The organism is Microbacterium esteraromaticum (assembly GCF_017303215.1).
In the GTDB taxonomy this organism is placed as follows: Bacteria; Actinomycetota; Actinomycetes; order Actinomycetales; family Microbacteriaceae; genus Microbacterium; species Microbacterium esteraromaticum_C.
Window position 1 is genome coordinate 1,624,659 of the sequence record NZ_JAEMWU010000001.1, and the last position, 23,224, is coordinate 1,647,882.

The 23,224-nt window shown below is 68.6% G+C and carries 20 protein-coding genes and 1 tRNA gene; 12 read left to right on the forward strand and 9 right to left on the reverse strand.

What is annotated here, in order from left to right:
* Nucleotides 1-44: 44 nt before the first annotated feature.
* On the reverse strand, nucleotides 45-785 hold the full coding sequence (locus tag JF543_RS07350) for a PspA/IM30 family protein (protein ID WP_179411226.1): 741 nt from the start codon (nucleotides 783-785) through the stop codon (nucleotides 45-47).
* A gap of 54 nt (nucleotides 786-839) precedes the next feature.
* Nucleotides 840-2,888, reverse strand: a complete 2,049-nt coding sequence (locus JF543_RS07355) for a TPM domain-containing protein (RefSeq protein WP_206820709.1) — start codon at nucleotides 2,886-2,888, stop codon at nucleotides 840-842.
* 120 nt (nucleotides 2,889-3,008) lie between these two features.
* On the opposite strand from JF543_RS07355, the gene JF543_RS07360 reads away from it, so the two are divergent.
* From JF543_RS07360 to JF543_RS07380, 5 genes are all read left to right on the forward strand, one after another.
* The gene (locus tag JF543_RS07360; protein WP_206823527.1) at nucleotides 3,009-3,854 is read left to right on the forward strand and encodes a DUF3097 domain-containing protein; all 846 of its coding nucleotides are present in this window, start codon (nucleotides 3,009-3,011) and stop codon (nucleotides 3,852-3,854) included.
* A 25-nt stretch (nucleotides 3,855-3,879) separates the two neighbouring features.
* Nucleotides 3,880-4,605, forward strand: coding sequence for a tRNA (guanosine(46)-N7)-methyltransferase TrmB (gene trmB / locus JF543_RS07365; protein WP_206823530.1), 726 nt, complete (start codon nucleotides 3,880-3,882; stop codon nucleotides 4,603-4,605).
* The gene (locus JF543_RS07370) at nucleotides 4,602-5,420 is read left to right on the forward strand and encodes a CPBP family glutamic-type intramembrane protease (RefSeq protein ID WP_206823532.1); all 819 of its coding nucleotides are present in this window, start codon (nucleotides 4,602-4,604) and stop codon (nucleotides 5,418-5,420) included. Before trmB ends, JF543_RS07370 begins: the two co-directional genes overlap by 4 nt.
* Nucleotides 5,421-5,470: 50 nt before the next feature.
* Nucleotides 5,471-6,058: a CueP family metal-binding protein gene (locus JF543_RS07375; RefSeq protein ID WP_206823534.1), complete on the forward strand. Its 588-nt coding sequence runs from the start codon at nucleotides 5,471-5,473 to the stop codon at nucleotides 6,056-6,058.
* 87 nt (nucleotides 6,059-6,145) lie between these two features.
* Nucleotides 6,146-6,218, forward strand: a tRNA-Arg gene (locus JF543_RS07380).
* Between the two features lie 64 nt (nucleotides 6,219-6,282).
* Here the strand turns inward: JF543_RS07380 and JF543_RS07385 are convergent.
* The 6 genes from JF543_RS07385 to JF543_RS07410 form a co-directional block, all read right to left on the reverse strand.
* Nucleotides 6,283-7,077 (reverse strand): SGNH/GDSL hydrolase family protein, encoded by a 795-nt coding sequence (locus JF543_RS07385; RefSeq protein WP_206820706.1) that lies wholly within the window; start codon nucleotides 7,075-7,077, stop codon nucleotides 6,283-6,285.
* 115 nt (nucleotides 7,078-7,192) lie between these two features.
* Nucleotides 7,193-8,101 (reverse strand): carbohydrate ABC transporter permease, encoded by a 909-nt coding sequence (locus JF543_RS07390; protein ID WP_179411187.1) that lies wholly within the window; start codon nucleotides 8,099-8,101, stop codon nucleotides 7,193-7,195.
* The gene (locus tag JF543_RS07395) at nucleotides 8,098-9,123 is read right to left on the reverse strand and encodes a carbohydrate ABC transporter permease (protein ID WP_318247839.1); all 1,026 of its coding nucleotides are present in this window, start codon (nucleotides 9,121-9,123) and stop codon (nucleotides 8,098-8,100) included. The genes JF543_RS07390 and JF543_RS07395 overlap by 4 nt, the downstream gene beginning before the upstream one ends.
* Nucleotides 9,120-10,541, reverse strand: coding sequence for an N-acetylglucosamine/diacetylchitobiose ABC transporter substrate-binding protein (ngcE, locus tag JF543_RS07400; protein ID WP_179411186.1), 1,422 nt, complete (start codon nucleotides 10,539-10,541; stop codon nucleotides 9,120-9,122). Before ngcE ends, JF543_RS07395 begins: the two co-directional genes overlap by 4 nt.
* 61 nt (nucleotides 10,542-10,602) lie before the next feature.
* A complete protein-coding gene (locus tag JF543_RS07405) occupies nucleotides 10,603-11,361 on the reverse strand; it encodes a sugar isomerase domain-containing protein (RefSeq protein ID WP_206550096.1) in 759 nt (252 codons plus the stop codon).
* Nucleotides 11,358-12,296, reverse strand: coding sequence for an SIS domain-containing protein (locus JF543_RS07410; RefSeq protein WP_206823537.1), 939 nt, complete (start codon nucleotides 12,294-12,296; stop codon nucleotides 11,358-11,360). Before JF543_RS07410 ends, JF543_RS07405 begins: the two co-directional genes overlap by 4 nt.
* Before the next feature lie 110 nt (nucleotides 12,297-12,406).
* Between JF543_RS07410 and JF543_RS07415 the strand changes: the two genes are divergently transcribed.
* Genes JF543_RS07415 through JF543_RS07425 form a run of 3 tightly spaced genes read left to right on the forward strand, consistent with a single transcriptional unit; the run spans nucleotide 12,407 to nucleotide 15,868 of the window.
* Complete coding sequence (locus JF543_RS07415) at nucleotides 12,407-13,390, forward strand: N-acetylglucosamine kinase (RefSeq protein WP_206820703.1); 984 nt, start codon at nucleotides 12,407-12,409, stop codon at nucleotides 13,388-13,390.
* 38 nt (nucleotides 13,391-13,428) lie between these two features.
* Complete coding sequence (gene argS, locus JF543_RS07420; protein ID WP_206823540.1) at nucleotides 13,429-15,096, forward strand: arginine--tRNA ligase; 1,668 nt, start codon at nucleotides 13,429-13,431, stop codon at nucleotides 15,094-15,096.
* Between the two features lies 1 nt (nucleotide 15,097).
* A complete protein-coding gene (locus tag JF543_RS07425) occupies nucleotides 15,098-15,868 on the forward strand; it encodes a DUF2993 domain-containing protein (RefSeq protein ID WP_206823544.1) in 771 nt (256 codons plus the stop codon).
* 20 nt (nucleotides 15,869-15,888) lie between these two features.
* On the opposite strand, the gene JF543_RS07430 is transcribed toward JF543_RS07425, so the two are convergent.
* Nucleotides 15,889-16,947 (reverse strand): YhjD/YihY/BrkB family envelope integrity protein, encoded by a 1,059-nt coding sequence (locus JF543_RS07430; RefSeq protein WP_206820700.1) that lies wholly within the window; start codon nucleotides 16,945-16,947, stop codon nucleotides 15,889-15,891.
* 154 nt (nucleotides 16,948-17,101) lie between these two features.
* Between JF543_RS07430 and lysA the strand changes: the two genes are divergently transcribed.
* The 4 genes from lysA (at nucleotide 17,102) to rho (ending at nucleotide 23,199) form a co-directional block, all read left to right on the forward strand.
* Nucleotides 17,102-18,493 carry a diaminopimelate decarboxylase gene (gene lysA, locus JF543_RS07435; RefSeq protein WP_206820699.1) on the forward strand — a complete coding sequence of 464 codons (1,392 nt, stop codon included), beginning with the start codon at nucleotides 17,102-17,104 and terminating at the stop codon, nucleotides 18,491-18,493.
* Between the two features lie 60 nt (nucleotides 18,494-18,553).
* Complete coding sequence (locus JF543_RS07440; protein ID WP_206823545.1) at nucleotides 18,554-19,870, forward strand: homoserine dehydrogenase; 1,317 nt, start codon at nucleotides 18,554-18,556, stop codon at nucleotides 19,868-19,870.
* 47 nt (nucleotides 19,871-19,917) lie between these two features.
* On the forward strand, nucleotides 19,918-20,862 hold the full coding sequence (gene thrB, locus JF543_RS07445; RefSeq protein WP_179411893.1) for a homoserine kinase: 945 nt from the start codon (nucleotides 19,918-19,920) through the stop codon (nucleotides 20,860-20,862).
* 165 nt (nucleotides 20,863-21,027) lie between these two features.
* Nucleotides 21,028-23,199: a transcription termination factor Rho gene (gene rho, locus JF543_RS07450; protein ID WP_206823546.1), complete on the forward strand. Its 2,172-nt coding sequence runs from the start codon at nucleotides 21,028-21,030 to the stop codon at nucleotides 23,197-23,199.
* Nucleotides 23,200-23,224: the final 25 nt, after the last annotated feature.

The following is a 23,224-nucleotide window of genomic DNA, read 5'->3' on the forward strand; positions in this document are numbered from 1 at the left end:
GGGGGAGAGGTAGGGCGGATGCCACCGGCATCCGCCCCGGGGAATCACTCGGATTCGAGGGCGGCCTGCGGTTTGCCGCCGACCTTCAGTGCGGCGAGACGCGCCTCGACCTCGGTCAGCTCACCGAGGTCTTCCAGGCTCTCGAACTGCGCATCCAGCGACGAGGCCGCGAGCTCGGCCTTGCCCTGTGCCAGGGCCTCCTGGCGGCGGATCTTGTCTTCGAAACGGCCCAGTTCGCTGGTGGGGTCGAGCACATTGATCGAGCCGATGGCGTCCTGCACCTTGGTCTGTGCCTCGGCGACCTTGGCGCGGGCGAGCAGCTCGCTGCGCTTGGTCTTCAGCTCGCCCAGCTTGGTCTTCATGCCGTTGAGACCGTCCTTGAGCTTGTCGACGATCTCGGTCTGGGTCGCGATCTGCGGCTCGGCTGCACGGGCTTCGCGCTCGGCGCCGATCTGACGCTGCAGGGCGATCTTGGCGAGGTTGTCGAACTTGTCGGCGTCGGCGGTGTGGCCGCCGCCGCGCAGCTCATCGGCCTTGCGGCTGGCAGCGATCGCCTTGTTGCCCCAGTCCTTGGCGGACTGCACGTCCTCCTGGTGGTCGCGCTCGAGCAGGCGCAGGTTGCCGATGGTCTCGGCGATGGCCGACTCTGCCTCGGCGATGTTGTTCGTGTAGTCGCGCACGAGCTGGTCGATCATCTTCTGCGGGTCCTCGGCGGAGTCGAGGAGCGAGTTGATGTTTGCGCGGACGAGGGTCGAGATGCGCCCGAAGATGGACTGCTTGGTCATGGGTTGTTCCTTTCAGGGGACGGGATCATGAAGTCGAGTCGGAATGAGCGGGGGTCAGAATCGGCCTCCTCCGGAGCGGCCACTGCGGCCTCCTGACCGCCCGCCGCCGAAGCCTGAGCTGCGGAAACCGCCGCCGCCCGAGCGGAAGCCGCGGGAGCGCGAACCACCGGAGGAACGTCGTGAGGAGCTTGCGCCGGCGATCAGCCCGCCGATGATGCCGCCGACGATGTCCCCCGTGATTCCGGAGCCCGAGCTGCGACCGGAGCCGCCGCCGAAGGGGTCACCGCCCCAGCTCGCCCAGCCGTCCTGAGCGCCGCGGCGGGCGTACGCGTCGACGTCGCTGCGAGCGTGCTGTGAAGCCTGGCGGGCGAGCGAAAGGGCGCGTTCAGCTTCGGAGAGCGCGGTGCGTTCGTCGGAGGGCTGCACCGCGATCGCCTGGTCCAGCGCCGCCTCGGCCTGCGACAGGCGCGTGCGGGCCGTGGAGCCGATGCCACCGCGACGGGTGTCGATGAAGGTGCGCGCGGCGCGCACCTCGGAGCTTGCCTGAGCCAGAGTCTGCGACAGCAGCGCCTTCTGGCGCTGGGCTTGTGCGAGTGTCTCGTGCCCCCGGGCGATCGCGGCGTCGATCTGCGTGTTGGCGGCGGTCAGCGCACTCAGCATCCGCTGCGGGCTGCGTGACTGTCCGCTGAGATTCGCGGCGGCCTCGGCGAGCCGGGAGCGCACGGAGTTCACGGCGGCGGCGATCTGCCCGTCCGGGTCGGGCAGGGCCTGTGCGGCGGTCACATCGGCCTGCAGCTCAGAGACGAGCGCCTGGGCCTGCGTCTCGAGAGCGTGCAGCTCGTCACCGAGCGTCGAGACGGCCGTGACGAGCTGAGTCGCCTGCGCGACGGCCTGCTCGGCGGTGCGGATGCCGAATGCTGCCGGGCCGGTCTGTCCGGCGGCGATCGACGCTGCGGCGGATTCGATGGCGTGGTCGGCGAGCATCGCCCGCTCGTGCGCTTGTTCGGGGTTGTCCGTGACGGTCGAGAGGGCATCCGCGTCATACTCGCCGTGCAGCGCCGTCAGCGCCGGGCCGACGTGTGCCAGCAACGGCGTGAGCGCGGCGCGCTCGGCACGTACGCGTTCGAGCTCGGCCGGTGCGTTCTGCTGCAGCGCGCGCAGCGCTTCGAACGCCTCGGTGTTGTCATCGAGCAGGTCGTCGATCTCGTCACACAGTTCGATGATGCGGATGTTCCACGCGCGCCGGTCGTGGATGGAGTCCTCGATCTCGTCGTCGAGCTTCTGGCGCAGGCCGAAGGCCTCGGAGAGCTTCTCACGTGCCGTCTGGACGACCTGTGCGAATTCCTCGGTCGCCTGGTCGCCGAACTGCGCGATGGCGAAGCCCAGTTCCTCGCGGCTCGAGGTGATCGCGTCGTCCGCCTGCACCAGCGCCGATCCCGCCTGAGTCTGCACCTGCTCATCGGTGAGCGTCGAGAACGGATCGTTCGGGTCGGGGGTGGCGGGCATGGCTCCGCGGGCGCGGATCGCGGCCGCGCGTCTGCGGCGCCGGATCGCGCGCACGATCAGCCAGATCACGATGATGACGGCGGCGACCGCCACCAGCACCAGCATGACGCGCAGCAGTCCTGCACCGCCGTCGCCCTGGATCTCGTCGGCGGCGAGGGCGATCGCGCCGCTCCAGTCGTTCTGAGCGAGAAGGGGTTGGATGCTGTCCTCGATGGCGCTCAATCTGCTGTCTCTGAGTGGGCCGCCGGTGGCTGCCGAGATGTAGTACGCCCGCTGCTCGACGGCCACGGCGAGCAGATACTGCTCGGGGCCGAGGTTGTTCTGCTCGGCGACCGTGTCGGCCCAGGCGATGCGATCGGTGGGCGACGAGAACTCGTCGACGAACACCACGAACAGATCGGCCGAGGAGTTCTCGGTCAGCTCCTGCAGGCGTTGTTCGGCGGCATCCTCCTGCGCGGGCGAGAGCACCCCGGCGGTATCGGTGACGTAGCCCGAATCGAGCGTCACCGGAGCGGTGGCCGAGGCCGCTGAGCCGGTGATGGCAGTCAGCGCCGCGCTGAGCAGCAGGGCGGCAGAGAGCAGCCACCGTGTTCGCATAGTGTTCCCTCCACTCGGCTGCCGAGCCCCCATGCGTCGAGTCTATGCACTGCGACCGACGCGCGACAGCATCCGCGCGTGCGGCGTTCGCTGTCGGCGCAGACGCATACGCTGGAAGGCATGGACGACAGATACGGTACCGACGTCCTCGCCGACGGATGGCGCAAGCGGGGTGTACCCACGACGACCGACGTCGCAGCGCAGAGGGATCTCGTCGTCGAGGTCGCCAACGACGGATACTGCGGGGCGATCACCCGCGTCGAGGCGGGGCTGGTCGAACTCGAGGACTGGAAGGGGCGCCGGCGCAGCTTCCCGCTCGGTGGCGGCTTTCTCATTGAGGGGCGTCCGGTGCGCCTGGTCGTGCCCGCCCGCGCCCCGTCGGGCCCGCGGCGCACCGCGTCGGGGTCGTACGCACCCGCTGACGACCGGGCACGCACAGCGCTGCCGAGCCGCATCCTGGTCGAGGGTCGCCACGATGCGGAACTGGTCGAGAAGGTCTGGGGTGCCGATCTGCGCGTCGAGGGCGTGGTCGTGGAGTACCTGCAGGGGCTCGATCGCCTCGACGAGTTGCTGGCCGAGGCGCCGCCGACGGCGACGCGCCGGTATGGGGTGCTGGTCGACCATCTCGTCGCCGGCTCGAAGGAGACCCGGATCGTCGATCAGATCATGCGGGGCGCGCACGGGGCCCACCTGAAGATCGTCGGTCATCCGTTCATCGACGTCTGGCAGTGCGTGACACCGGCGGCGATGGGTATCCGTGCGTGGCCGCAGATCCCGCGCGGAACCGACTGGAAGACCGGCATCTGCCGGGCATTCGGCTGGCCCGCCGACGACCAGACAGACATCGCGCACGCCTGGAAGCGCATCCTGTCGCGGGTGACTACCTTCCGAGACCTGGAGCCCGCCCTGTTGGGGCGGGTCGAAGAGCTCATCGACTTCGTCACCGAGCCGCACGCCCGTGGCTGAACACCCGCGCCGGTACCCTGGAGGGATGCCAGAACCACGCACCTTCCGCGACGAACCGGTCTCGTTCGTGCGCCGCAGCGGCCGGATGTCGGAGGGGCAGGAGCGGGCATTCGCCGAGCTCGCCCCGTTCTACTTGCTCGATGTGCCGCGCGACGTCGCCTTCACATCCGTGCACCCGCAGGCGCGGCTGGACGTGGCATCCGCATACGGACGCACCGCACCGCTGATCGTCGAGATCGGTTCGGGACAGGGCCACGCGATCGTCTCGGCGGCATCCTCACGACCCGACGATGACTTCCTCGCCGTCGAGGTGTTCCGCGCCGGACTCGCCCGCACCATGCTCGATGCCGACAAGGCCGGTGCGCGCAACCTGCGCCTGGCCGAGGCGAACGCCCCTGAGGTGCTCTCGACGTACCTGCCCGAGGCGGCAGCATCCGAGGTCTGGATCTTCTTCTCGGACCCCTGGCACAAGAAGCGCCACACCAAGCGGCGGATGATCCGGCCGGGCTTCCCCGAGATCGCCGCGCGGGCGATCGCTGACGACGGGTTGCTGCGCCTGGCCACCGACTGGGAGGACTACGCCCTGCAGATGCGCGAGGTGCTCGATGAGGCACCGCAGTTCGAGCGCGCGTTCGAGGGGGAGTGGGCCGACCGCTTCGCCGGTCGCGTGATGACCGCGTTCGAACGCAAGGGCATCGCGAAGGGGCGCGACATCCGCGACCTCACGTACCGTCGGGTACCGCGCGCGTGACGGTCACCGCCTGGCGCAGCGTCCTCGCCGCCGCGCTGGTGTGCGCGGCGGCACCGGCGTTCTTCGTGCTGGGCTGGACGTGGCAGGGATGGGTGCTGCTCATCACCGGAATCGGGACGGCCGCGGTCGCCGAGAGACGTCGGATGCTGGCATCCGACCCCTCGCTGACACGCGACCTGTCGATCATCGCCGTGGGCATGGTGATCGTGCACGCCATCTCGCTCGAGGCGAAGCTCGACGACCTCGCGATGCTGCGCTTCACGCTGGCGCTGGGCGGTGCCGTGCTGGTGCCGTACCTGATCTCGCGATTCGTGTACCGCGACCGGGCGATCTCGTTCCCGTGGCGCACGGGGCAGCGGTGGGCGCGCTGGCAATGGATCTGGCTCTTCGGGGTGCTGGCGCTGGGCTGGCTGATCCTGCCGTTCTACTTCATCACCAGCGGGGTCTACCAGAACTGGCCGGTCGTCGACACTCCCGACCTCATCGCGCGTCTCTTCGTCGGCGTCGGAGCGGTAGGGATCTGGGATGAGCTGTTCTTCATCTGCACGGTCTTCGCGTTGCTGCGCCGGCACATGCCCGTTGTGCCTGCGAACATCCTGCAGGCCGTCGTGTTCGTGTCGTTCCTGTGGGAACTGGGGTACCGGGAGTGGGGACCGCTGCTGACGATCCCGTTCGCGCTTCTGCAGGGGTGGATCTTCCTGCGCACGCATTCCCTGGCGTACGTGGTCACGGTGCATCTGCTGTTCGACGCGGTCGTCTTCGCCGTGCTGGTGCACGCGCACAACCCCGGCATGCTGCCGTTGTTTCTGGTCTGAGCCGATCCGCGCACCAGGGCGTTCATAGACGTCGTGACTACCGTGGCGCCATGCGTACCCGTCTCACGGCGCTCGCCGCCGGCGTCTTCGCCCTCACCCTGTTGATCACCGGATGCTCGCCCGCTGCTGAACCAGCCGGCTCCGTCGCCTCGCAGAGCGATGTGTTGAGCGCGTACGGTCTCGACGGACTCGACGCCAAGCAGGTCATCGAGAAGCTCGACACCACCGCGCTGACCGATCGGCCGCAGACACTGCAGGCGTCGATCCGCCCCGACGAGCTGGTTCTTGTGGACGAGTCCGGCCAGGACGTGCTGCTGCCGATGCCCGACGATGAGGTCTACATCGCCTTCGCCCCTTTCGCCACCCAAACCCACGACTGCACGTTCCACGCACCCAACTCCTGCGTGGGCGAGATGCAGCAGACCGATATTCAGATCACCATCACCGACGCCGACACCGGTGAGGTCTACGTCGACGAGCAGGCCGAGACCTACGACAACGGATTCATCGGCTACTGGCTGCCCCGCGACGTCGACGCGACCGTGGCGGTTACCACCGAGGGCAAAGCCGGTAGCGTCGAGATCACCACACGGGGTGCCGAGGCGCCCACGTGCATCACCACTCTGCAGGTCAGCTGACCGAGCCAGGTCAGTTGATCGGAGCCGATCCGGGCGCGCCGAGGGTGCGCAGAGGCGGCCCCGGCAACTGATAAGCTCGTTGAGTTCGCCTCCGTAGCTCAGTGGATAGAGCGCCGGTTTCCGGTACCGTAGGTCGCAGGTTCGACTCCTGTCGGGGGCACACACAGAGAGACCGTCCGGGTTCCCGGGCGGTCTTCTTCGTCTCCGGCCTCGACCGATGGTCGCTACTCGACAGGCGATTCCTCAGGGCCGTCCGCGGCCGTCACCGGCGCATCCGCGAGCCCTGCCAGAGCCTCGGCGACCTTCTCGGCGAGGTACTCGTGACCGGCGTTCGAGGGGTGCTTGCGTCCGGCGCCGACATCGATCACGTCCAGGTAGTTCCGGTCGGTGATCCACTCGTCCTGCACGGGCGAGATATACCACCAGTTGCGCGCGGCGGCGAGGTCCGCGAGGTCCCGGTCGATCCGCGCCGTCGATGCGCCGACGGGAAGCTCATGCGGTGCGGGGCCGAGCACGACAACCGGTACGTCTGGGAACACGGCGACCAGCTGGTCCCACACGGCGGTGACAGCGGCGCGGTAACCGGCGGCATCCTCGCGGCGATCGTTGATCGATCCCTGCATGATCACGAGGTCGGGCGCGATCGTGGCATCCAGGGCCGCCACGCGCTCACCGTACGCCGGGCCGTTGCGGCCGGGGCGCTGATAGCCGCTGCCCGGAACCCCCGCGACCACGGTCTCGCCTTCGATCAGGTCGGCGAGCAGGTACGCATAGCCGAGCGTCGGCTCGGTCGCCGCCGAGCCATACGTCCATGAGTCGCCGAACACGAGCACCCGGGGCCGTTCGGCAAGGTGCAGCGGAGCGGGCACGGCACCGTCCTGCCCCGCGGCGATCGGCGTGGTCTCCGCCGGTGTGTTCCAGGGGCGTGTGATGCCGATGACCACCGCGAGGACGACGGCGAATGCGCCGACGAGCGCGATGACCATGCGGCGCCGTCGGGTCGGCGGGTGCAGGGTCATGGGGCGAGTGTAGGCGAGTCGGCGCGTCGAGCGAACTCGGGCGCGGTGGACGAAGAGACACGGATCGCCCCCGCGCCGCTGAAGCGGGCAGGGGCGATCCGGGCGAACACGGATGCTACTTCGACGTGCCCTGCGAGACGGACCCCTGCAGCTGACGCTGGAAGAGCACGTACACCACGAGCACGGGGACGATCGTGATGATCACCGCGGCGAACATCGCGCCGAAGTCGACCTGGTAGCCGGCGGCCGAGGCGAAGTTGGCCATACCCTGCGAGAGCACGTAGTTGTCCTGGTTCGTGTTCAGCGAGATCGGCAGCAGGAACTGGTTCCACAGGCCCAGGAAGTTCATGATCGCGATGGCGGCCATCCCGGGCTTGGCCATCGGGAGCATCACCTGGAAGAACGTCCGCCACTCGCCGGCGCCATCGACGTAGGCAGCTTCCTGGATCTCGTACGGCAGCGACTTGAAGAACGAGAACAGGAAGAACACGGTGAACGGCAGGGCGAACGCCACGTACGTGATGATCAGACCCGGCAGAGTGTTCAGCAGACCCATACCCTGCAGGATGAAGAACAACGGCACGATCGCGAGGAAGACCGGGAAGGTCAGGCCCGCGAGCATGAGGTAGTAGATCACTCGGCTGCCGGGGAGCGCGAAGCGCGCCAGCACATAGGCGCACATGGCGCCGAGCACCATCACCAGGACGAGGGCGACGCCCACGACGATGACGGTGTTCAGGAACATGCCGCCGAAGTTGTTCTTCACCCACGCGTTGACGTAGTTGTCGAAGTTCCAGTTGGCAGGTAGTCCGAACGGCGAGGCGAAGATCTCTTTGGTCGTCTTGAACGAGCCGACCAGGGTCCACAGCATCGGCAGGATGACCACGATCGACCAGACCGCTAGGACGCCATGCGAGAGACCGCCGACCACCTTGTCGCTCGTCGTGTCCTTCGGCGTGCGCAGGCCCTTGCGCGAGGTTGATTTCGGGTCGATCGTGATCGCGGCGCGCGTGTCGGTGCTCATGCGCGACCTCCTTCATCCTTGCCGCCGATCAGGCGGAACACGCCGATCACGAGCGCGGCGAACAGCAGGGTAAGCACGGCGAGGACGACACCCATCGCGCTGGCCAGTCCGAACTGGCCCTTCTCGAACGCGGTGCGGAACAGGTACTGGCTCATCACCAGCGTGCTGTTGCCAGGTCCGCCGGTCGCGTTCAGACCGGCCATGTAGACGAAGGCGTCGAGGGCGAGGATGCCCAAGTAGATGTACGCGGTCTGCACGTTGTCGCGGATCTGCGGCAGCAGGATCGAGATCACTGTACGGAATCGACCTGCGCCGTCGATGCGAGCCGCCTCGAGCGTCTCTGAGGGGATGCCCTTGATCGCGGCGACGAACAGCACCATGTAGAACCCGACCATGCTCCACACGATCACGAAGATCGTCGCGCCCATGGCCGTGCGCTCGTCGCCGAGCCAGGCGTACTCGTTCATATCGATGCCGAGCAGGCCGATCAGGCCGTTGAGCAGACCGCTGGGGGTGTAGATCATGTTCCACAGGATCGCGATGACGATCGCGGGGATGACGTACGGGAAGAACGACACCACCCGGTAGAAGCTCGAGGCCTTCAGCCCGCGCACCTGTCCGTGGCTCGGACCACCGACGGTGATCATGCTCGCGAAGATCAGGGCGATCGCGATCGTGATCAGCGGCACGACGATCGCGAGCAGCGCGTTGTTGCCCATCGCCTGCAGGAACGTCGGATCCTGAAACAGCCGCACGAAGTTCTGAACGCCGATGAAGTCCATGGTCGCCGAGAACCCGGTCCAGTTGGTCATCGAGTAGTAGACGGCCTGGACGAACGGCGAGATCACGAAGATCAGGAAGATCGCGACCGGGAGACCCAGGAACACGATCAGGAACGACACGTAGTCGAGCGTGAGTTTGCGCGGGACCCCCGCACGGGGCGGCTTGCGCCGCCCCGTGCGTGCTGCAGTCGCCGCAGCGGTCTGCAGCTGGGGACCACCAGAGGCGGTCTGCGAGGTCACTTGATCTCGATCTTCTCGATGGAGCTGTCGTTGCGGATCCGGTCGGTCAGATCCTGCAGCTGCTTGGTGATCTCTGCGACGCTCATCTTGCCGTCGAGGAACGAGTTCCAGATCGGCAGCTGGTCGGAGTTCATGCCGTACAGGTTGAACGACTTGATGGTGAACATGCCCGAACCGGCGGCGTCGATCATCTCGACCTGCGACACCAGCGCCGTCGACCCGAAACCGTCATCGGGCACGGTGCCCTTGACGACCGTGGGAGCGAGCTTGTTCTTCGAGAAGTCGGATGCCGCCTGCTTCGACAGCATCGTGCGCAGCAGCTCCTTGCCACCGGCAGGGTTCTTCGCGTTGGTGGGCACGATGAACGGCTCACCGGCCTCGGCACGCATGTAGCCCGCCGGGGTAGTCGCGCTGTCGTCGAGCGGCATCTCGCGCACGCCCATCATCTGGAAGTTATCTGCCGTGGTGTCCTTCATCTCGTTCTCGATCCACGAGCCGGACGGGTACAGCAGCGCCTCCTGGTCGAGGCTCCACTGCGCCTGAGCCTGCGTGAACTGCGTGCCGGCACCGCCGGGCTTGACGTAGCCCGCCTCGATGAGGCTGTGCAGCTCGGTGAGGATGCCCTGCAGTGCCGGGTGCGACCAGCAGCCCTCTTCGAGGTTCTCCAGCGGCAGACGCACATCGTCGCCCGCCTGGATGACCGCCGAGTCGACGACGAACGTCTGGTAGTAGGTCGCGGCCTCCTTGCCCCACAGGAAGAGGTACTTGTCCTTCTCCTTCGCGGCGGCACCAAGAGCCTTGAGGTCCTTCCACGTCTTCGGCGGCTCCCAGCCGTTCTCCTCGAACAGGCTGCCCGAGTACCACACCGCGTACGTCGTGAAGACGTAGTTGAGTGCGGCGAACTTGTCGCCGAACGTCCCCGGGGCCTTGACACCGTCGAACAGTGTGTCGGCGATCTTCTCGCCTTCGAGGTTGTTCGATTCGAGCACCTCGGACAGGTCCTCGAGCTGGTCGAGGATGGTGTTGAAGCCGATCGAGTTCGCACCGGAGTTGTCGATGAGGTCCGGCGGGTTGCCGCCGACGAACCGAGGCTGCAGCTCCTGGGCGATCTTGGTCGAGGCGGAGACCTTGACGGTGACACCGTCAAGACCGGCGTTGCCCTCCATGATGCTCGCGGCGTTCTGGACGTAGTCGATGCCGTAGCCGCCGTCGAAGATCACGGCGTCGACGGTCGAGTTGGCGGCGACGCCGAACGGGTTGTCGGAGGTGACCTCGCCAGCCGGTTCGTCTCCGCCTCCGCCGCCACCGCCGGGTGCTGCGCAGGACGCGAGGGTCGCGCCGAACGGCAGCAGCACCGCTGCGGCGGCCGCGCCGCGCAGCAGGTTGCGACGGCTGATGGATGCTTCGTTGAGTTCCATCTCAATACCTTCCGTTTATGTGTTGATCGGTGTGTGGGTTTCGGGCCGACCGGGATCCCGATCAGGCTCCCCGCCGAATGCGGTCGCGATAGCGATCCACGAGGGCGGAGTTGTGCTCATCGCCGCCGGGAATGTTGGCGGAGATGTACATCGGGGGTGTCTCACCGCGCGCGGCGATCGTGCGGGCCACGCCCAGCGTGAGCAACTGCGCGATGAACGCGGCGGTGATCGACGAGATGGCGCCGGCGCTGACGCCGTCGGAGACGTCGAGGGTGGCGTCGCCGAAGGGGGCGAGGTTGTCGATCACGACGTCAGCGATCTCGCTGAGTCGCTTGCCGCTCGGATGCTTGGGCTCGACCCGCGCAGTGTGCTCGAGGCTGGTCACGGCGATCACCGGGTGGCCATGCTCCTTGGCCCACAGGGCTGTGCCGACGATCGAGCCGTTCACGCCGGAGTTCGAAGCGATGAGGAACACATCGTGCGGCTGCACCGTCACGGTCGCCATCAACTCGTCGACCACCCAGGGCTCGCGCTCCAGCGGTGGTTCACCGTCGAGTACGGCGACGTCCCGGTCGCCGAACATGACGATGTCGCGCAGGCTGAACTTGTTCGTGGGGATCAATCCACCGGCGCGCCCGGCGATCTCCATCGCGAACGCCTCGGAGTGCCCCGTGCCGAACGCGTGCAGGATGCCGCCGGCATCGAGCGCGCCGACCATCAGGGCGATGGCGTCGTCGAGAGCGCCCGCTTCGGCATCCGCCGCGAGGCGTTCCAGACGGGTCGTCGCCTCACGCAGCAGGTCGGTCGGGGTGGCGGTCATCGGGTCTCCTCCTGGAACACGGGTGTCTTGGCGGTACGGGTGGCGCGGCGGTGGCCGGATACGGCCATCGCGCTCGCCGCGAGGTGTGTGGTGGCGACGCCGAACGTCTGCTGCGCGACCAGCAGGTAGAGCAGATCGAGCACGAGCAGCTGCGAGTGCTTGACCGACAGGTCATCCGGTCGCAGATACGGGGTCGGCGCGGTGGTGGACAGTGAGACATCGGCGAGGCCGGCCAGCCACGATTCGGCGTCGTGCGTGATGGCGACGGTGAACGCGCCGGCCGCTCGTGCCTGCGACAGCATCTGCACGGTCTCTTCCGTGCGTCCCGTGCTGGAGATACCGATGGCGACCGAGTCCTGGTTCTGCATGACGGCGCTGGTGAGTCCCTCGTGCACATCCGACCAGCTGTGCGCCCTGACGCCGATGCGGTACAGCCGCGCCTGGAACTCCCGAGCGATCACTCCGCTGCCGCCGACGCCGTAGATATCGACATGGTCGCTCGCGGCGATCGCATCGCCGACGCGCAGGACGGCATCGAGATCGAGGTGCTCGGCGGTGCTCTCGAGGCTCTGTACATGCAACGCGACCAGTGTCTGCAGCATCTTGCCGACCTCGTCGTGTGCACCGAACTCCCGGCCGATATCGGCCTGCCAGCTCTGATCGGCTCCGCCTCGGCCGATCTCGCTCGCCACGCCGACGCGGAACTGCGTGTAGCCGTCGAACCCGAGCGCGCGGCAGAATCGGGTCACCGTCGCAGCGGAGGTACCCGCGCGCTCGGCCAGTTCGGTGATCGTCAGCTCGACCGGCGCCGTCGGATGCTCGGTGACGACGTCGGCGATCTTGCTCATCGCGGCGGGCATCGTGCGTCGCCGCGCCGCGATGCGGCGGGCGATCGTCATCCCGCGGCCGTTGCCGTCGCCGTTGGTCCGTGGCACCATTGCCTCCAACTTCTTCCGAAGTGGCCCGGCTCGTCGTCGATCCGGATCCCTGTAGGAATGAAAACTATTCTCAGGCGACGAAAACGTCAAACAGGACAAGATCACAAATGAATCACGAACCGCTCCTCATCGGCCTCGACGCCGGGGGGACTTCCACCCGTGCGCTGCTTACAGACGCCTCCGGCAACTGCCTCGGATACGGCGTCGGCGGGCGCGGCAACCCCATTTCAGCCGGACCCGCGCTCGCCGCCGACGGCGTGCTGGCGGCCATCGATGCCGCGCTCGCGCCTACGGGACGCACACTCGCCGACGTGACGGTCGTGGTGGCGGCGATGGCGGGTATGCGTGCCGCCGGAGGTGACGCGTGGCTGAAGGACCGGCTCAGAGAACGGGGATTCAACGGCGTGCTCTCGTTCGAAGCCGATCTGCTCGCGGCGTACTTCAGCGGAACAGCATCGACGTTCGGCTACGCCCTCGTCTCGGGCACCGGAGCCTGCGTGATCCGCGTGCAGGACGGGCGGATAGACGGAGCGGCTGACGGTCTGGGCTGGCTGCTGGGTGATCGTGGCAGCGGTTTCTGGATCGGCCAGGCCATCGCCAGGGCCGTCGTGCAGGACCTGGACGGCACGGGGCCCCGCACCCGCCTGACCGAGCACGTGCTCGCCCGGCACGGGCTTGCGCGCACAACCACCCGCCACAATGGCCGGTCCCCGGAGCTGGAGCAGATCATCGGCGTGCTGTACTCGCATCCGCCGATCGATCTCGCCGGCCTCGCACCGCTCGCGTTCGATGACCCCGACGACGTCGCGCTCGGCATCCTGACCGCTGCGGGCGAGAGCCTCGCCGACACACTCGCCGCCGTGCTCACCGACCCCGGCCCCCTCGTGATCGGCGGGAGTGTCCTGGCGCAGCCCGGACCGTTGCGAAACGCGTTCCTCGCGCGGCTGGGAGACCGCGCTGAGCAGGTGCAGATGCGCTCGGTGAGCGACGGCGCCGTGGGCGCGGCCATGCTCGCGGTGCGGGCCGGCGGCGGTCGGCCGGATGAGGACATGCTCACGCGTCTGACCGACACCCTCACCGCATTCCGCTGATCCTCGCGGGCTGCGGCGAGCCATAGAATGGAGCGGATATGAGTCCAGAATCCCTCTCCGCCGCAGTCCTCGCCGTCCTCGTCCCGATCGCGGCCGCGCGACGACCCGACGAAGAGCTGGAGCTCACGGCGTCCGACATCGTCCTTGACCGCCCCCGCAACCGCGACCACGGCGACTGGGCGACCAACATCGCCATGCGGCTGGCGAAGGGACTCGGCGCGAACCCCCGCGAACTCGCGCAGCAGATCGCCGACCGGCTGGTCGAGACCGATGGCATCGCCTCGGTCGACGTCGCGGGGCCGGGATTCATCAACATCCGGCTCGAGGCCGGTGCCGCCGGCGCACTCGCCAAGACCATCGTCGACGCGGGCGCGGCATACGGAACCAATGATTCCCAGGCGGGCGTCTCGGTGAACGTCGAGTTCGTCTCGGCCAATCCGACCGGGCCGCTGCACATCGCGCACACACGGTGGGCCGCGCTGGGTGACTCGATCGTGCGACTGCTGCTCGCCAGTGGTGCGCGCGCCGTGCGGGAGTACTACATCAACGACGCCGGCGCCCAGATGGAGCGCTTCGGCCAGTCGGTGCTGGCCGCAGCCAAGGGCGAGCCGACCCCCGAGGGCGGATACCCGGGGGAGTACATCGCAGACCTGGCCCGTCGAGTGCTCGACGCGCATCCGGGGCTGCTGGACCTGCCCGCCGACGAACAGCTCGTCGTCGCGCGCGACCAGGCGTACACCTACCAGTTGGCCGAGATCCAGCACTCGCTCGAGCGCTTCAACGTGCCCTTCGACGTCTGGTTCTCGGAGCGCACACTGCACGCGGCTGCCGAGGACGGCGGCCCCAGCCTGATCGAGCGCGCGATCGACCGCCTGCGCGAGCAGGGGCACGTCTTCGACGAGGACGGCGCGGTGTGGGTGCGCACCACCGACTTCACGGATGACAAGGATCGCGTCATCCGGCGCTCGAACGGCGAGTACACCTACTTCGCCGCCGACGCCGCGTACTACCTGAACAAGGGCGACCGAGACTTCGAGAACAAGATCTACCTGCTCGGCGCCGACCACCACGGCTACGTCAACCGGCTCAAGGCCGTTGCGGGCGCCGCGGGCGAGGACCCCGACAAGAACATCGAGGTGCTCATCGGTCAGATGGTGTCGATCGGGGGAGCGCGGCTCAGCAAGCGTGCCGGCAACATCATCGAGATGGACGACCTGCTCGATTGGCTCGGCGCGGATGCCCTGCGCTACTCGCTGGAGCGCTCGCCGGCCGACTCGCCGCTCGACCTCGACCCCGAGCTGCTGCAGAAGCGCACCAATGACAACCCGGTCTTCTACGTGCAGTACGCGCACGCGCGCACGCACAACGTCGCCCGCAACGCCGCCGACTCCGGCGTCGACCGGTCCGAGTTCGCGCCCGAGCTGCTGACGCATGAGACCGAGAGCGCGCTGCTGGGCGCCCTCCAGGAGTTCCCGCGCATCGTGGCGTTCGCCGCTGAGGTGCGCGAACCGCACCGTGTGGCCCGCTACCTCGAAGAACTCGCCGGTCTGTACCACCGCTGGTACGACAACTGCCGTGTGATCCCGAAGGGCGACGACCCGCTCGAGACGGTGCACCGCACGCGGCTGTGGTTGAACGATGCCACCGGCCAGGTGCTGCGCAACGGACTGGAGCTGCTCGGCGTCTCGGCGCCCGAGCGGATGTGACATGACCGACACGGCCGCGGTCGGACGGGCGCGACGGCGTGCTCGGTGGCCGTGGGTCGTGCTCGTCGTCGTGACGCTGCTCGCCGTGTTCGTGGTCGCCGCAGAGGTGATCGCCCGCGCGGTCGTCCCGGCGACCGTGCGGGGACTGGTGATCGACGCGCTCGACCTGCCGGCCGACCAGCAACTCGATGTCGAGACGCAGGGGGTGCTGCTGCCGCAGCTGCTCGGCGGCACGCTCGATGAACTGCGCCTGTCATCCGATCAGGTCACGATCGGCGGTGTCACCGGCGCGGCCCAGGTGACCGCGACGCAGGTTCCGCTACGTGGTGGTTCGCTTGCCGGTGCCGAGGGCACGGTCATTATCGACCAGTCGCAGTTCGCCGGCCTGCTCGAACGCGTCGAGTTGCCGATCACCGAGATCACCCTCGACGAGCCCGACGTGACCGTTCACGGTGGCATCTCCGTACTCGGCGCCGAGATCCCGCTGGCGCTGACCATGACGCCGGGCGCCGATGACGGCGATCTGATGCTCACGCCGATCGCCGTCGAGGTGGCCGGTGCCGAGGTCGACCTGCAGCGGCTGGCCGGCATGTTCGGCGACATCGGTGCGGCCCTGGCGGGACCGCAACGAGTGTGCATCGCGGATCAGCTGCCGACCGGGATCACGCTGACCGGTCTGCGCATCGACGGCACGAGCGTCGTGGCCGAGATCTCGGCGGACGGTCGGATCGCCGTCGACGAGGCGCTTCTCGAACCAGGCGTCTGCCCGTAGCCACGCAGCGCCGTCGAGGCTCAGTCCTTGTCGCGTTCCTCGGCGACCGCGCGTTGTGCCGCGCGCAGCGCGACCGTGGCAGTCCGCACGTTCTGCTCGGCGCCGTACAACGCTGCCTCGGCGAACGTCTCGGCACCGAACCTGCTGGCGACGCGGTCGTGCTCCTCGCGCACCGATACGGTGATGAACGCGCTCGCCAACAGAATCACCTGCGTCGACAGGTTCAGCCACAGCAAGAGCGCCAGTAGCGACGCGAACGAGGCCAGCAGTGGGTTCGCACGAGCCCCGCCGACGAACAGCCCCGAAAGCTCCTGAAGCACGAGCAGCGCGATGGCGCCGAGCAACGCGCCGCTCCACAGTGCCCGCGCTGATGCGCGCACCCCGGAGAGGATGCGGAACGCCGCGGCGACGAGCACCGCATTCAGCGAGAGCACGACCAGCAGGGACAGCACCCGGGTCGTCCAGAATGCGACCGCCGAGCCGTCCGGCACGCCCAGCACATCCGACGCCGTACCGACCAGCACACCGCTGGAGAAGGTCAGCGCCGCAGCGCCGGCGAACGAGAGGCCGATCAACGCGGCCAGCAGCAGGTTGCGCAGCACCACCAGGTACCAGGCGACATCCGCCGACACGGTACCGGTCACGGTGCGGATGGCGGTGCGCAACGAGCTGATCGCGCCCAGTGCCGAGCCGATCAGGCCGGCCAGCGAGATGGCGCCGGCGACCGAGAGCCCTGTCGGGGCGCGAATCGTGTCGGGGTCGACGATGCCCGCGCCGCCGGCGGTCGTGAGCAGGCCGGGGATCGCCGCATCCACGGCACCGACGACGGCCTCCCACGCCGCGTCGTCCTGGGTGAGCCAGAGCGCGGCGAGCGAGAAGCCCAGCAGCACCCCGGCGAACACGCTGAACAGGGCGCGGTAGGTCACCGCGTCGGCGAGAACCGGGCCTCTGCTGCCGGTGTAGAGCAGTGCTGCGCGGACGAGACGCTGACGCAGCAACCATCGCACCAGCAGATACCGCGTCCGCGCCACCTTGTTGATGCCTGCGGGGCGGGAATCGGTGCCCGTCGAGCTGTCCATCGTCTTCACACTAGACGCCGTGGTCGCGGAACAGGTGCGTCACCCGCCGTGATCTGCGCGGGACGGGCACGTGGGGTGCTTTAGAATCGGGGGCATCCTCGCCGTACGAACCGCGCGAGGAGCCCACGACTCCCTCGCGATAGATCGGTGCTCTGTGCAATCCACCTCCGCCTCACCCGCCCCCGAGTGGCTCGTCACCCCCGATGACGCCAACGACCTCGCCAGGGCGGTGTGGCCGGCATCGGCGCACCGCACCGAGAACGGCGAGTTTGTGATCGGCGGCGTCCCCGCGAGCGATCTGGTGCGTGAGCACGGCACGCCCCTGCAGGTGCTCGACGAGGGCGAGGTGCGGCGTCGCGCCGCCGCCCTGCGCGACGCATTCGACGCGGCTACTGCCGCGCACGGCACCTCCGCGCGCATCTACTACGCGGGCAAGGCGCTGCTGAACACGACGATCGTGCGGTGGATGCTCGATGAGGGCCTGAATGTCGACGTGTGCACGGGGGGCGAGCTCGAGGTCGCGCTCCGCGCGGGGGCGGATGCTGCGCGTCTGGGCTTCCACGGGAACAACAAATCCGTCGCCGAACTGGAACGGGCCGTCGAGGCCGGCGTCGGCACGATCATCATCGACAGCACGGTCGAGATCGAGCGGCTCGGCCGCGTCGTCGCCGACCGCGGTGCCGAGCAGCGCGTGATGCTGCGCGTCAACAGCGGCGTGCACGCCGAGACTCACGACTTCCTGGCCACGGCGCACGAGGATCAGAAGTTCGGCTTCCCGCTCGTCGACGCCCCCGAGGCCGTCGCCCTCATCCGGCGAACACCGGGCCTGATCTTCGCGGGTCTGCACTGCCACATCGGTTCGCAGATCTTCGGCGTCGCCGGGTTCCGCGAGTCGGCCGAGCGCGTGCTCGCGCTGCACGAACAGCTCCTGACCGGCGGGGAGGTCCCGCAGCTGAATCTCGGCGGAGGTTTCGGCATCGCCTACACGCGCGTCGACGACCCGGTGCCGATCACCGAACTCGCCGAGGGGATCGTCGCCGCGGTCGCCGAGACGTGCGAACGCCGCGGCATCGCGATGCCCGCGCTGTCGTTCGAGCCGGGCCGGGCGATCGTCGGAAACGCGGGAGTCACGCTCTACGAGGTCGGCACGATCAAGGACGTCACACTCGATCAGGGCATCCGACGCTACGTCAGCGTGGACGGCGGCATGAGCGACAATGCCCGACCAGCGCTGTACGGCGCGCAGTACTCCGCGAGGCTCGCCTCTCGCGTGAGTGAAGCGGCGCCCGCGCTGGTACGGGTGGTCGGCAAGCACTGCGAATCCGGAGACATCGTCGTTGACCACGAGTATCTGCCCGGCGACGTCGCACCGGGCGATCTGCTCGCCGTCGCGGCCACCGGCGCCTACTGCGCGCCGCTGTCGAGCAACTACAACCACGTCACCCGGCCGCCGATCGTGGCCGTGCGCGACGGCGCCGCGCATGTGATCGTCCGTGGCGAGAGCATGGCAGACCTGCTGGCGCGCGACGCCGGCATCACCCCGTGAGCGGACGTCCGCGGCGACCGCGCCCGACGACCAACACATCCGATGTGCTGAGGAGCCCAGATGACTGACTATCGCCGACTTCGCGTTGCCCTGCTGGGTGCCGGTGCCGTGGGATCGCAGGTGGCGTCCCTGCTGCTGCGTCACGGCGACGAGCTCGCCGACCGCGCCGAGGCGCGGCTTGAGCTGGTCGGCATCGCCGTGCGCGATGTCGACGCGCCGCGCGACGTCGACCTGCCACGTGAACTGTTCACGACAGATGCCGAGGCGCTGATCACCGGTGCTGACATCGTCATCGAGCTGATGGGCGGCATCGAGCCGGCTCGCTCGAACATCCTGCTGGGGCTGGGCTCCGGTGCCGACGTGGTCACCGCCAACAAGGCGCTGCTGGCCACACACGGGCCCGAGATCTACGAGGCGGCAGATCGGGTCGGGGCGTCGGTCTACTACGAGGCCGCTGCAGCCGGGGCGATCCCGATCATCCGTCCGCTGCGCGATTCGCTGGCGGGGGACCGCGTCGTGCGGATCATGGGCATCGTCAACGGCACCACCAACTACATCCTCGACCGGATGGACTCCGAGGGCGCCGACTTCGCCGACGTGCTCGCGGACGCACAGCGACTGGGGTACGCCGAGGCCGACCCGACCGCCGATGTCGAGGGGCATGACGCCGCGCAGAAGGCAGCGATCCTGGCATCCCTCGCCTTCCACACTGCTGTGCCGCTCGACGCCGTGCACTGTGAGGGCATCACCGGGGTCACGGCGGCCATGATCGAAGAGGCGCGCGCCGCTGGCTTCGTCATCAAGCTGCTCGCCGTCTGCGAACGACTCAGCGGCGAGGACACCGAGTCGATCTCGGTGCGCGTCTACCCGGCACTCGTTCCGCGCACGCACCCGCTTGCTTCGGTGCACGGTGCGAACAACGCCGTGTTCGTCGAGGCCGAGGCTGCCGGATCGCTGATGTTCTATGGCGCCGGCGCCGGTGGCGTGCAGACCGCCTCCGCCGTGCTCGGCGATGTCGTCTCGGCCGCGCGTCGGCACATCGCCGGTGGCACGGGTGTGGGCGAGTCGACCAGGGCGAACCTGCCGGTCGTTCCGATCGGCCACGTCTGGACGCGCTACCAGATCACTCTCGAGGTCGCCGATGAGCCCGGTGTGCTCGCCACGATCGCCGGCCTGCTCAGCGAAGGCGGTGTCTCGGTCGCGACCCTGGTACAGACCGTTGTCGCCGGTGAGGACGGCGCTGAGGGCGCCACTGCCCGCCTTATCATCGGCACGCACCGTGCCGCCGACAGCGCCCTGAGCGCCGCGGTCGAGCGCCTCACCGCGAGCGACGTCGTCGAGCGCGTCGTCTCGGTGCTGCGCGTCGAGGGGGAGTGAGAGTGGGCGTCTCGGTCGTCCCCGCCGACCTCGAGCCCGTGGTCTCGATCGCCCCGGCGGTCGACGGCGCGGTGCGCACGGTGACGGTGACCGTACCGGCGACGAGCGCGAACCTCGGACCTGGGTTCGACACGCTCGGACTGGCACTGAGCATTTACGACACGCTCACCGTGTCGGCTTTCGACGATGCTCGGCTCGAGATCGACGTGCATGGTTCAGGCGCCGAGGAGATCCCGCGGGATGCGAGCAACCTCGTGGTGCGCGCGATCGCGCACGTATACGCGGATGCCGGTCGCACGATGCCGGGCCTGCGTATCCACGCCGAGAACGGTGTGCCGCACGGCCGGGGGCTCGGCTCGTCCGGTGCCGCGGTGGCGGCGGGCGTGCTGATCGCCAAGGGCCTGCTGGCCGGCGACGTCGATCTCGATGACGACGCGCTGTTGCGATTGGCCACGGAGCTCGAAGGGCACCCCGACAACGTCGCGCCCGCACTGTTCGGCGGCCTCACGATCGCCTGGACGGGCGACCGCGGGCCGCAGCACAAGAAGCTGCTGGTGCACCGCGGTGTGGCACCGGTCGTCTTCGTGCCCGGTTTCACGATGTCGACCTCGCTCGCCCGATCGCTGCAACCGCCGCAGGTATCGCGTGAGGACGCGGTGTTCAACGTGTCGCGCTCGGCCCTGCTCGTGGCGGCTCTCATGCAGAGTCCGGAGCTTCTGCTCGACGCCACGGCCGACCGTCTGCATCAGGACTATCGCGGTCCCGCCATGCCCGAGACCTTGCGCCTGGTGCAGGCGCTGCGTGCGGCGGGTTTCGCCGCGGTCGTCTCGGGCGCCGGCCCCAGCGTGCTGGTGCTCGCCGACGGCCCGGGCGCGCGCGCCAGAGCTGTCGAGGTCGCCGACGAGATGACCGACACTCCCTGGGATGCGCACATGCTGGCCGTCGACGTGCGTGGTGGTACAGTTAGGGATCGAGCGGAGGGCTCCACGTAACTTCGTGAATCTCGCCCCATCGCGCATCTGCGAAATCCGCACGCAAACCCTGGAATCATCCTGATACCGGCTGGCAGACGCTCTGCGTCGGCGCGTGTGATGCGCGCGGCTGTTGCCGTGCGCTGACCGGATTGCTCATTTCCCACGACATATGAGGGAGTACTCGTGGAGAACTTCTCCGAGACCCAGAACGACACTCCGGCCGCTGAGACGGCCGCCCCCGCCGCTGAGGCGGCACCGGCACGCAAGCGCACCCCGCGCCGTGCGACCACCGCCTCAGCCGCCGCCGCTGCTGCAACGGCCGAGCCGGCGAACGAGGCGAAGCCCGCCGAGGCGCCCGCCGCTGAGCAGACGGCGTCCGACGTGCCGGCCGAGCCCAAGGCCAAGGCGCCGCGGCGCACGCGGGCGAAGAAGGCCGACGCCGAGACGCTCGACCTTCCGGCCGCCGACGCACCCGCGGTGGAAGCGACGGCTACCGAGGAACCCGCCGACGCTGCTCCGGCCAAGCCGGCGCGTAAGCGCCCGTCGCGGGCCAAGACTGCGGCGGCGACGGCCGACGACTCCGCGGCATCCGATTCCGCGGCATCCGACGCGCCCAAGGCGGAGCAGACGGGCGACGCGGCAGCGACCGACGCCGCCGCGGAGGCGCCCGCCAAGCGCCCCGCACGCGGTCGTCGCAACGCGAAGACCGCAGATAAGCCGGCCGACGAGACGGCGACGGATGCCGCAGGCGAGAGCACCGCGGCGCAGACCGCCGAGCGCGCCTCGGACGGTGCCGAGCAGGAGAGCGGCGCCAAGGAGACGGAAGCAGACTCCCCGCGCGGCAACCAGCGTTCCAAGGGCGGCGCGAGCAAGAACACGTCCAAGGGCGACGCCAAGAACAACGAGCCCAAGAACGACGCCAAGGGCAATGAGGCGGACAGCTCCGAGTCCTCGGACGCCGACTCGTCGGACGGCGAGGGCAGTGGCCGCAGCCGTAGCCGTAGCCGCAGCCGCAGCCGCGGACGCGGAGGCGCCACGCAGAGCGGCAACGGACAGGGCGGCGCGAACGCCGACAACTCCGACGACGAGCAGTCCTCGGGACGTACCCGCCAGCGCAACAAGCGCCGCGGCGGCGGCAACGCGGCAGGCGACGAGTTCGAGACCGAGATCGGCGAGGACGACGTCCTCATCCCGATCGCAGGCATCCTCGACGTGCTCGACAACTATGCATTCGTGCGCACCACCGGCTACCTCGCCGGACCCAGCGACGTGTACGTGTCGCTCGGCCAGGTCAAGAAGTACAACCTGCGCAAGGGCGACGCGATCGTCGGCGCCATCAAGCAGCCGCGTGAGGGCGAGCAGCAGGGGCGCCAGAAGTACAACGCGCTGGTCAAGGTCGACTCGGTCAACGGTCTGTCAACGGACGATGCCGAGACCCGCGTGGAGTTCGGCGACCTGACCCCGCTCTACCCGCAGGAGCGCCTGCGACTGGAGACGGCGCCCGAGAAGCTCACCCAGCGCATCATCGATCTGGTGGCGCCGATCGGCAAGGGGCAGCGCGGTCTGATCGTCGCGCCGCCGAAGGCCGGCAAGACCATCGTGCTGCAGCAGATCGCGAATGCGATCGCGCAGAACAACCCCGAGGTGCACCTGATGGTCGTGCTCGTCGACGAGCGCCCCGAAGAGGTCACCGACATGCAGCGCACCGTGAAGGGCGAGGTCATCGCCTCGACCTTCGACCGCCCTGCCGAAGACCACACCACGGTCGCCGAACTCGCCATCGAGCGCGCAAAGCGCCTGGTCGAGCTCGGCCGCGACGTGGTCGTGCTGCTCGACTCGATCACGCGCCTCGGTCGTGCCTACAACATCGCGGCACCGGCCTCGGGCCGTGTGCTCACCGGTGGTGTCGACGCCTCGGCGCTCTACCCTCCCAAGCGCTTCTTCGGCGCCGCGCGCAACATCGAGAACGGTGGATCGCTGACCATCCTCGCCACCGCTCTGGTCGAGACCGGCTCGAAGATGGACGAGGTGATCTTCGAGGAGTTCAAGGGCACCGGCAACAGCGAGCTGCGTCTGTCTCGTGCGCTGGCCGACAAGCGGATCTTCCCCGCCGTCGACGTCAACGCCTCGAGCACGCGCCGCGAAGAGATGCTGCTCTCGCCCGACGAGGTCAAGATCACGTGGAAGCTGCGTCGCGCCCTGGCGGGCCTCGACCCGCAGCAGGCACTGGAGGTCGTCCTCGGCAAGCTGAAGGAAACCGGCTCGAACGTCGAGTTCCTGTTCCAGATGCAGAAGTCGATCCCGGCACCGACGTCGACCGGTTCGTCGCACGCGCACGAGAACAGCATCCGCTGATCCGGCCGCGGAGCTGATCGAGCAA

What these genes read in the sequence shown, in the direction of transcription:
- JF543_RS07350 (WP_179411226.1), bottom strand. Translation starts at nt 785, where the DNA reads ATGACCAAGCAGTCCATCTTCGGGCGCATCTCGACCCTCGTCCGCGCA.
- JF543_RS07355 (WP_206820709.1), bottom strand. Translation starts at nt 2,888, where the DNA reads ATGCGAACACGGTGGCTGCTCTCTGCCGCCCTGCTGCTCAGCGCGGCG.
- JF543_RS07360 (WP_206823527.1), top strand. Translation starts at nt 3,009, where the DNA reads ATGGACGACAGATACGGTACCGACGTCCTCGCCGACGGATGGCGCAAG.
- trmB (WP_206823530.1), top strand. Translation starts at nt 3,880, where the DNA reads ATGCCAGAACCACGCACCTTCCGCGACGAACCGGTCTCGTTCGTGCGC.
- JF543_RS07375 (WP_206823534.1), top strand. Translation starts at nt 5,471, where the DNA reads ATGCGTACCCGTCTCACGGCGCTCGCCGCCGGCGTCTTCGCCCTCACC.
- JF543_RS07385 (WP_206820706.1), bottom strand. Translation starts at nt 7,077, where the DNA reads ATGACCCTGCACCCGCCGACCCGACGGCGCCGCATGGTCATCGCGCTC.
- JF543_RS07390 (WP_179411187.1), bottom strand. Translation starts at nt 8,101, where the DNA reads ATGAGCACCGACACGCGCGCCGCGATCACGATCGACCCGAAATCAACC.
- ngcE (WP_179411186.1), bottom strand. Translation starts at nt 10,541, where the DNA reads ATGGAACTCAACGAAGCATCCATCAGCCGTCGCAACCTGCTGCGCGGC.
- JF543_RS07405 (WP_206550096.1), bottom strand. Translation starts at nt 11,361, where the DNA reads ATGACCGCCACCCCGACCGACCTGCTGCGTGAGGCGACGACCCGTCTG.
- JF543_RS07415 (WP_206820703.1), top strand. Translation starts at nt 12,407, where the DNA reads ATGAATCACGAACCGCTCCTCATCGGCCTCGACGCCGGGGGGACTTCC.
- argS (WP_206823540.1), top strand. Translation starts at nt 13,429, where the DNA reads ATGAGTCCAGAATCCCTCTCCGCCGCAGTCCTCGCCGTCCTCGTCCCG.
- JF543_RS07425 (WP_206823544.1), top strand. Translation starts at nt 15,098, where the DNA reads ATGACCGACACGGCCGCGGTCGGACGGGCGCGACGGCGTGCTCGGTGG.
- JF543_RS07430 (WP_206820700.1), bottom strand. Translation starts at nt 16,947, where the DNA reads ATGGACAGCTCGACGGGCACCGATTCCCGCCCCGCAGGCATCAACAAG.
- JF543_RS07440 (WP_206823545.1), top strand. Translation starts at nt 18,554, where the DNA reads ATGACTGACTATCGCCGACTTCGCGTTGCCCTGCTGGGTGCCGGTGCC.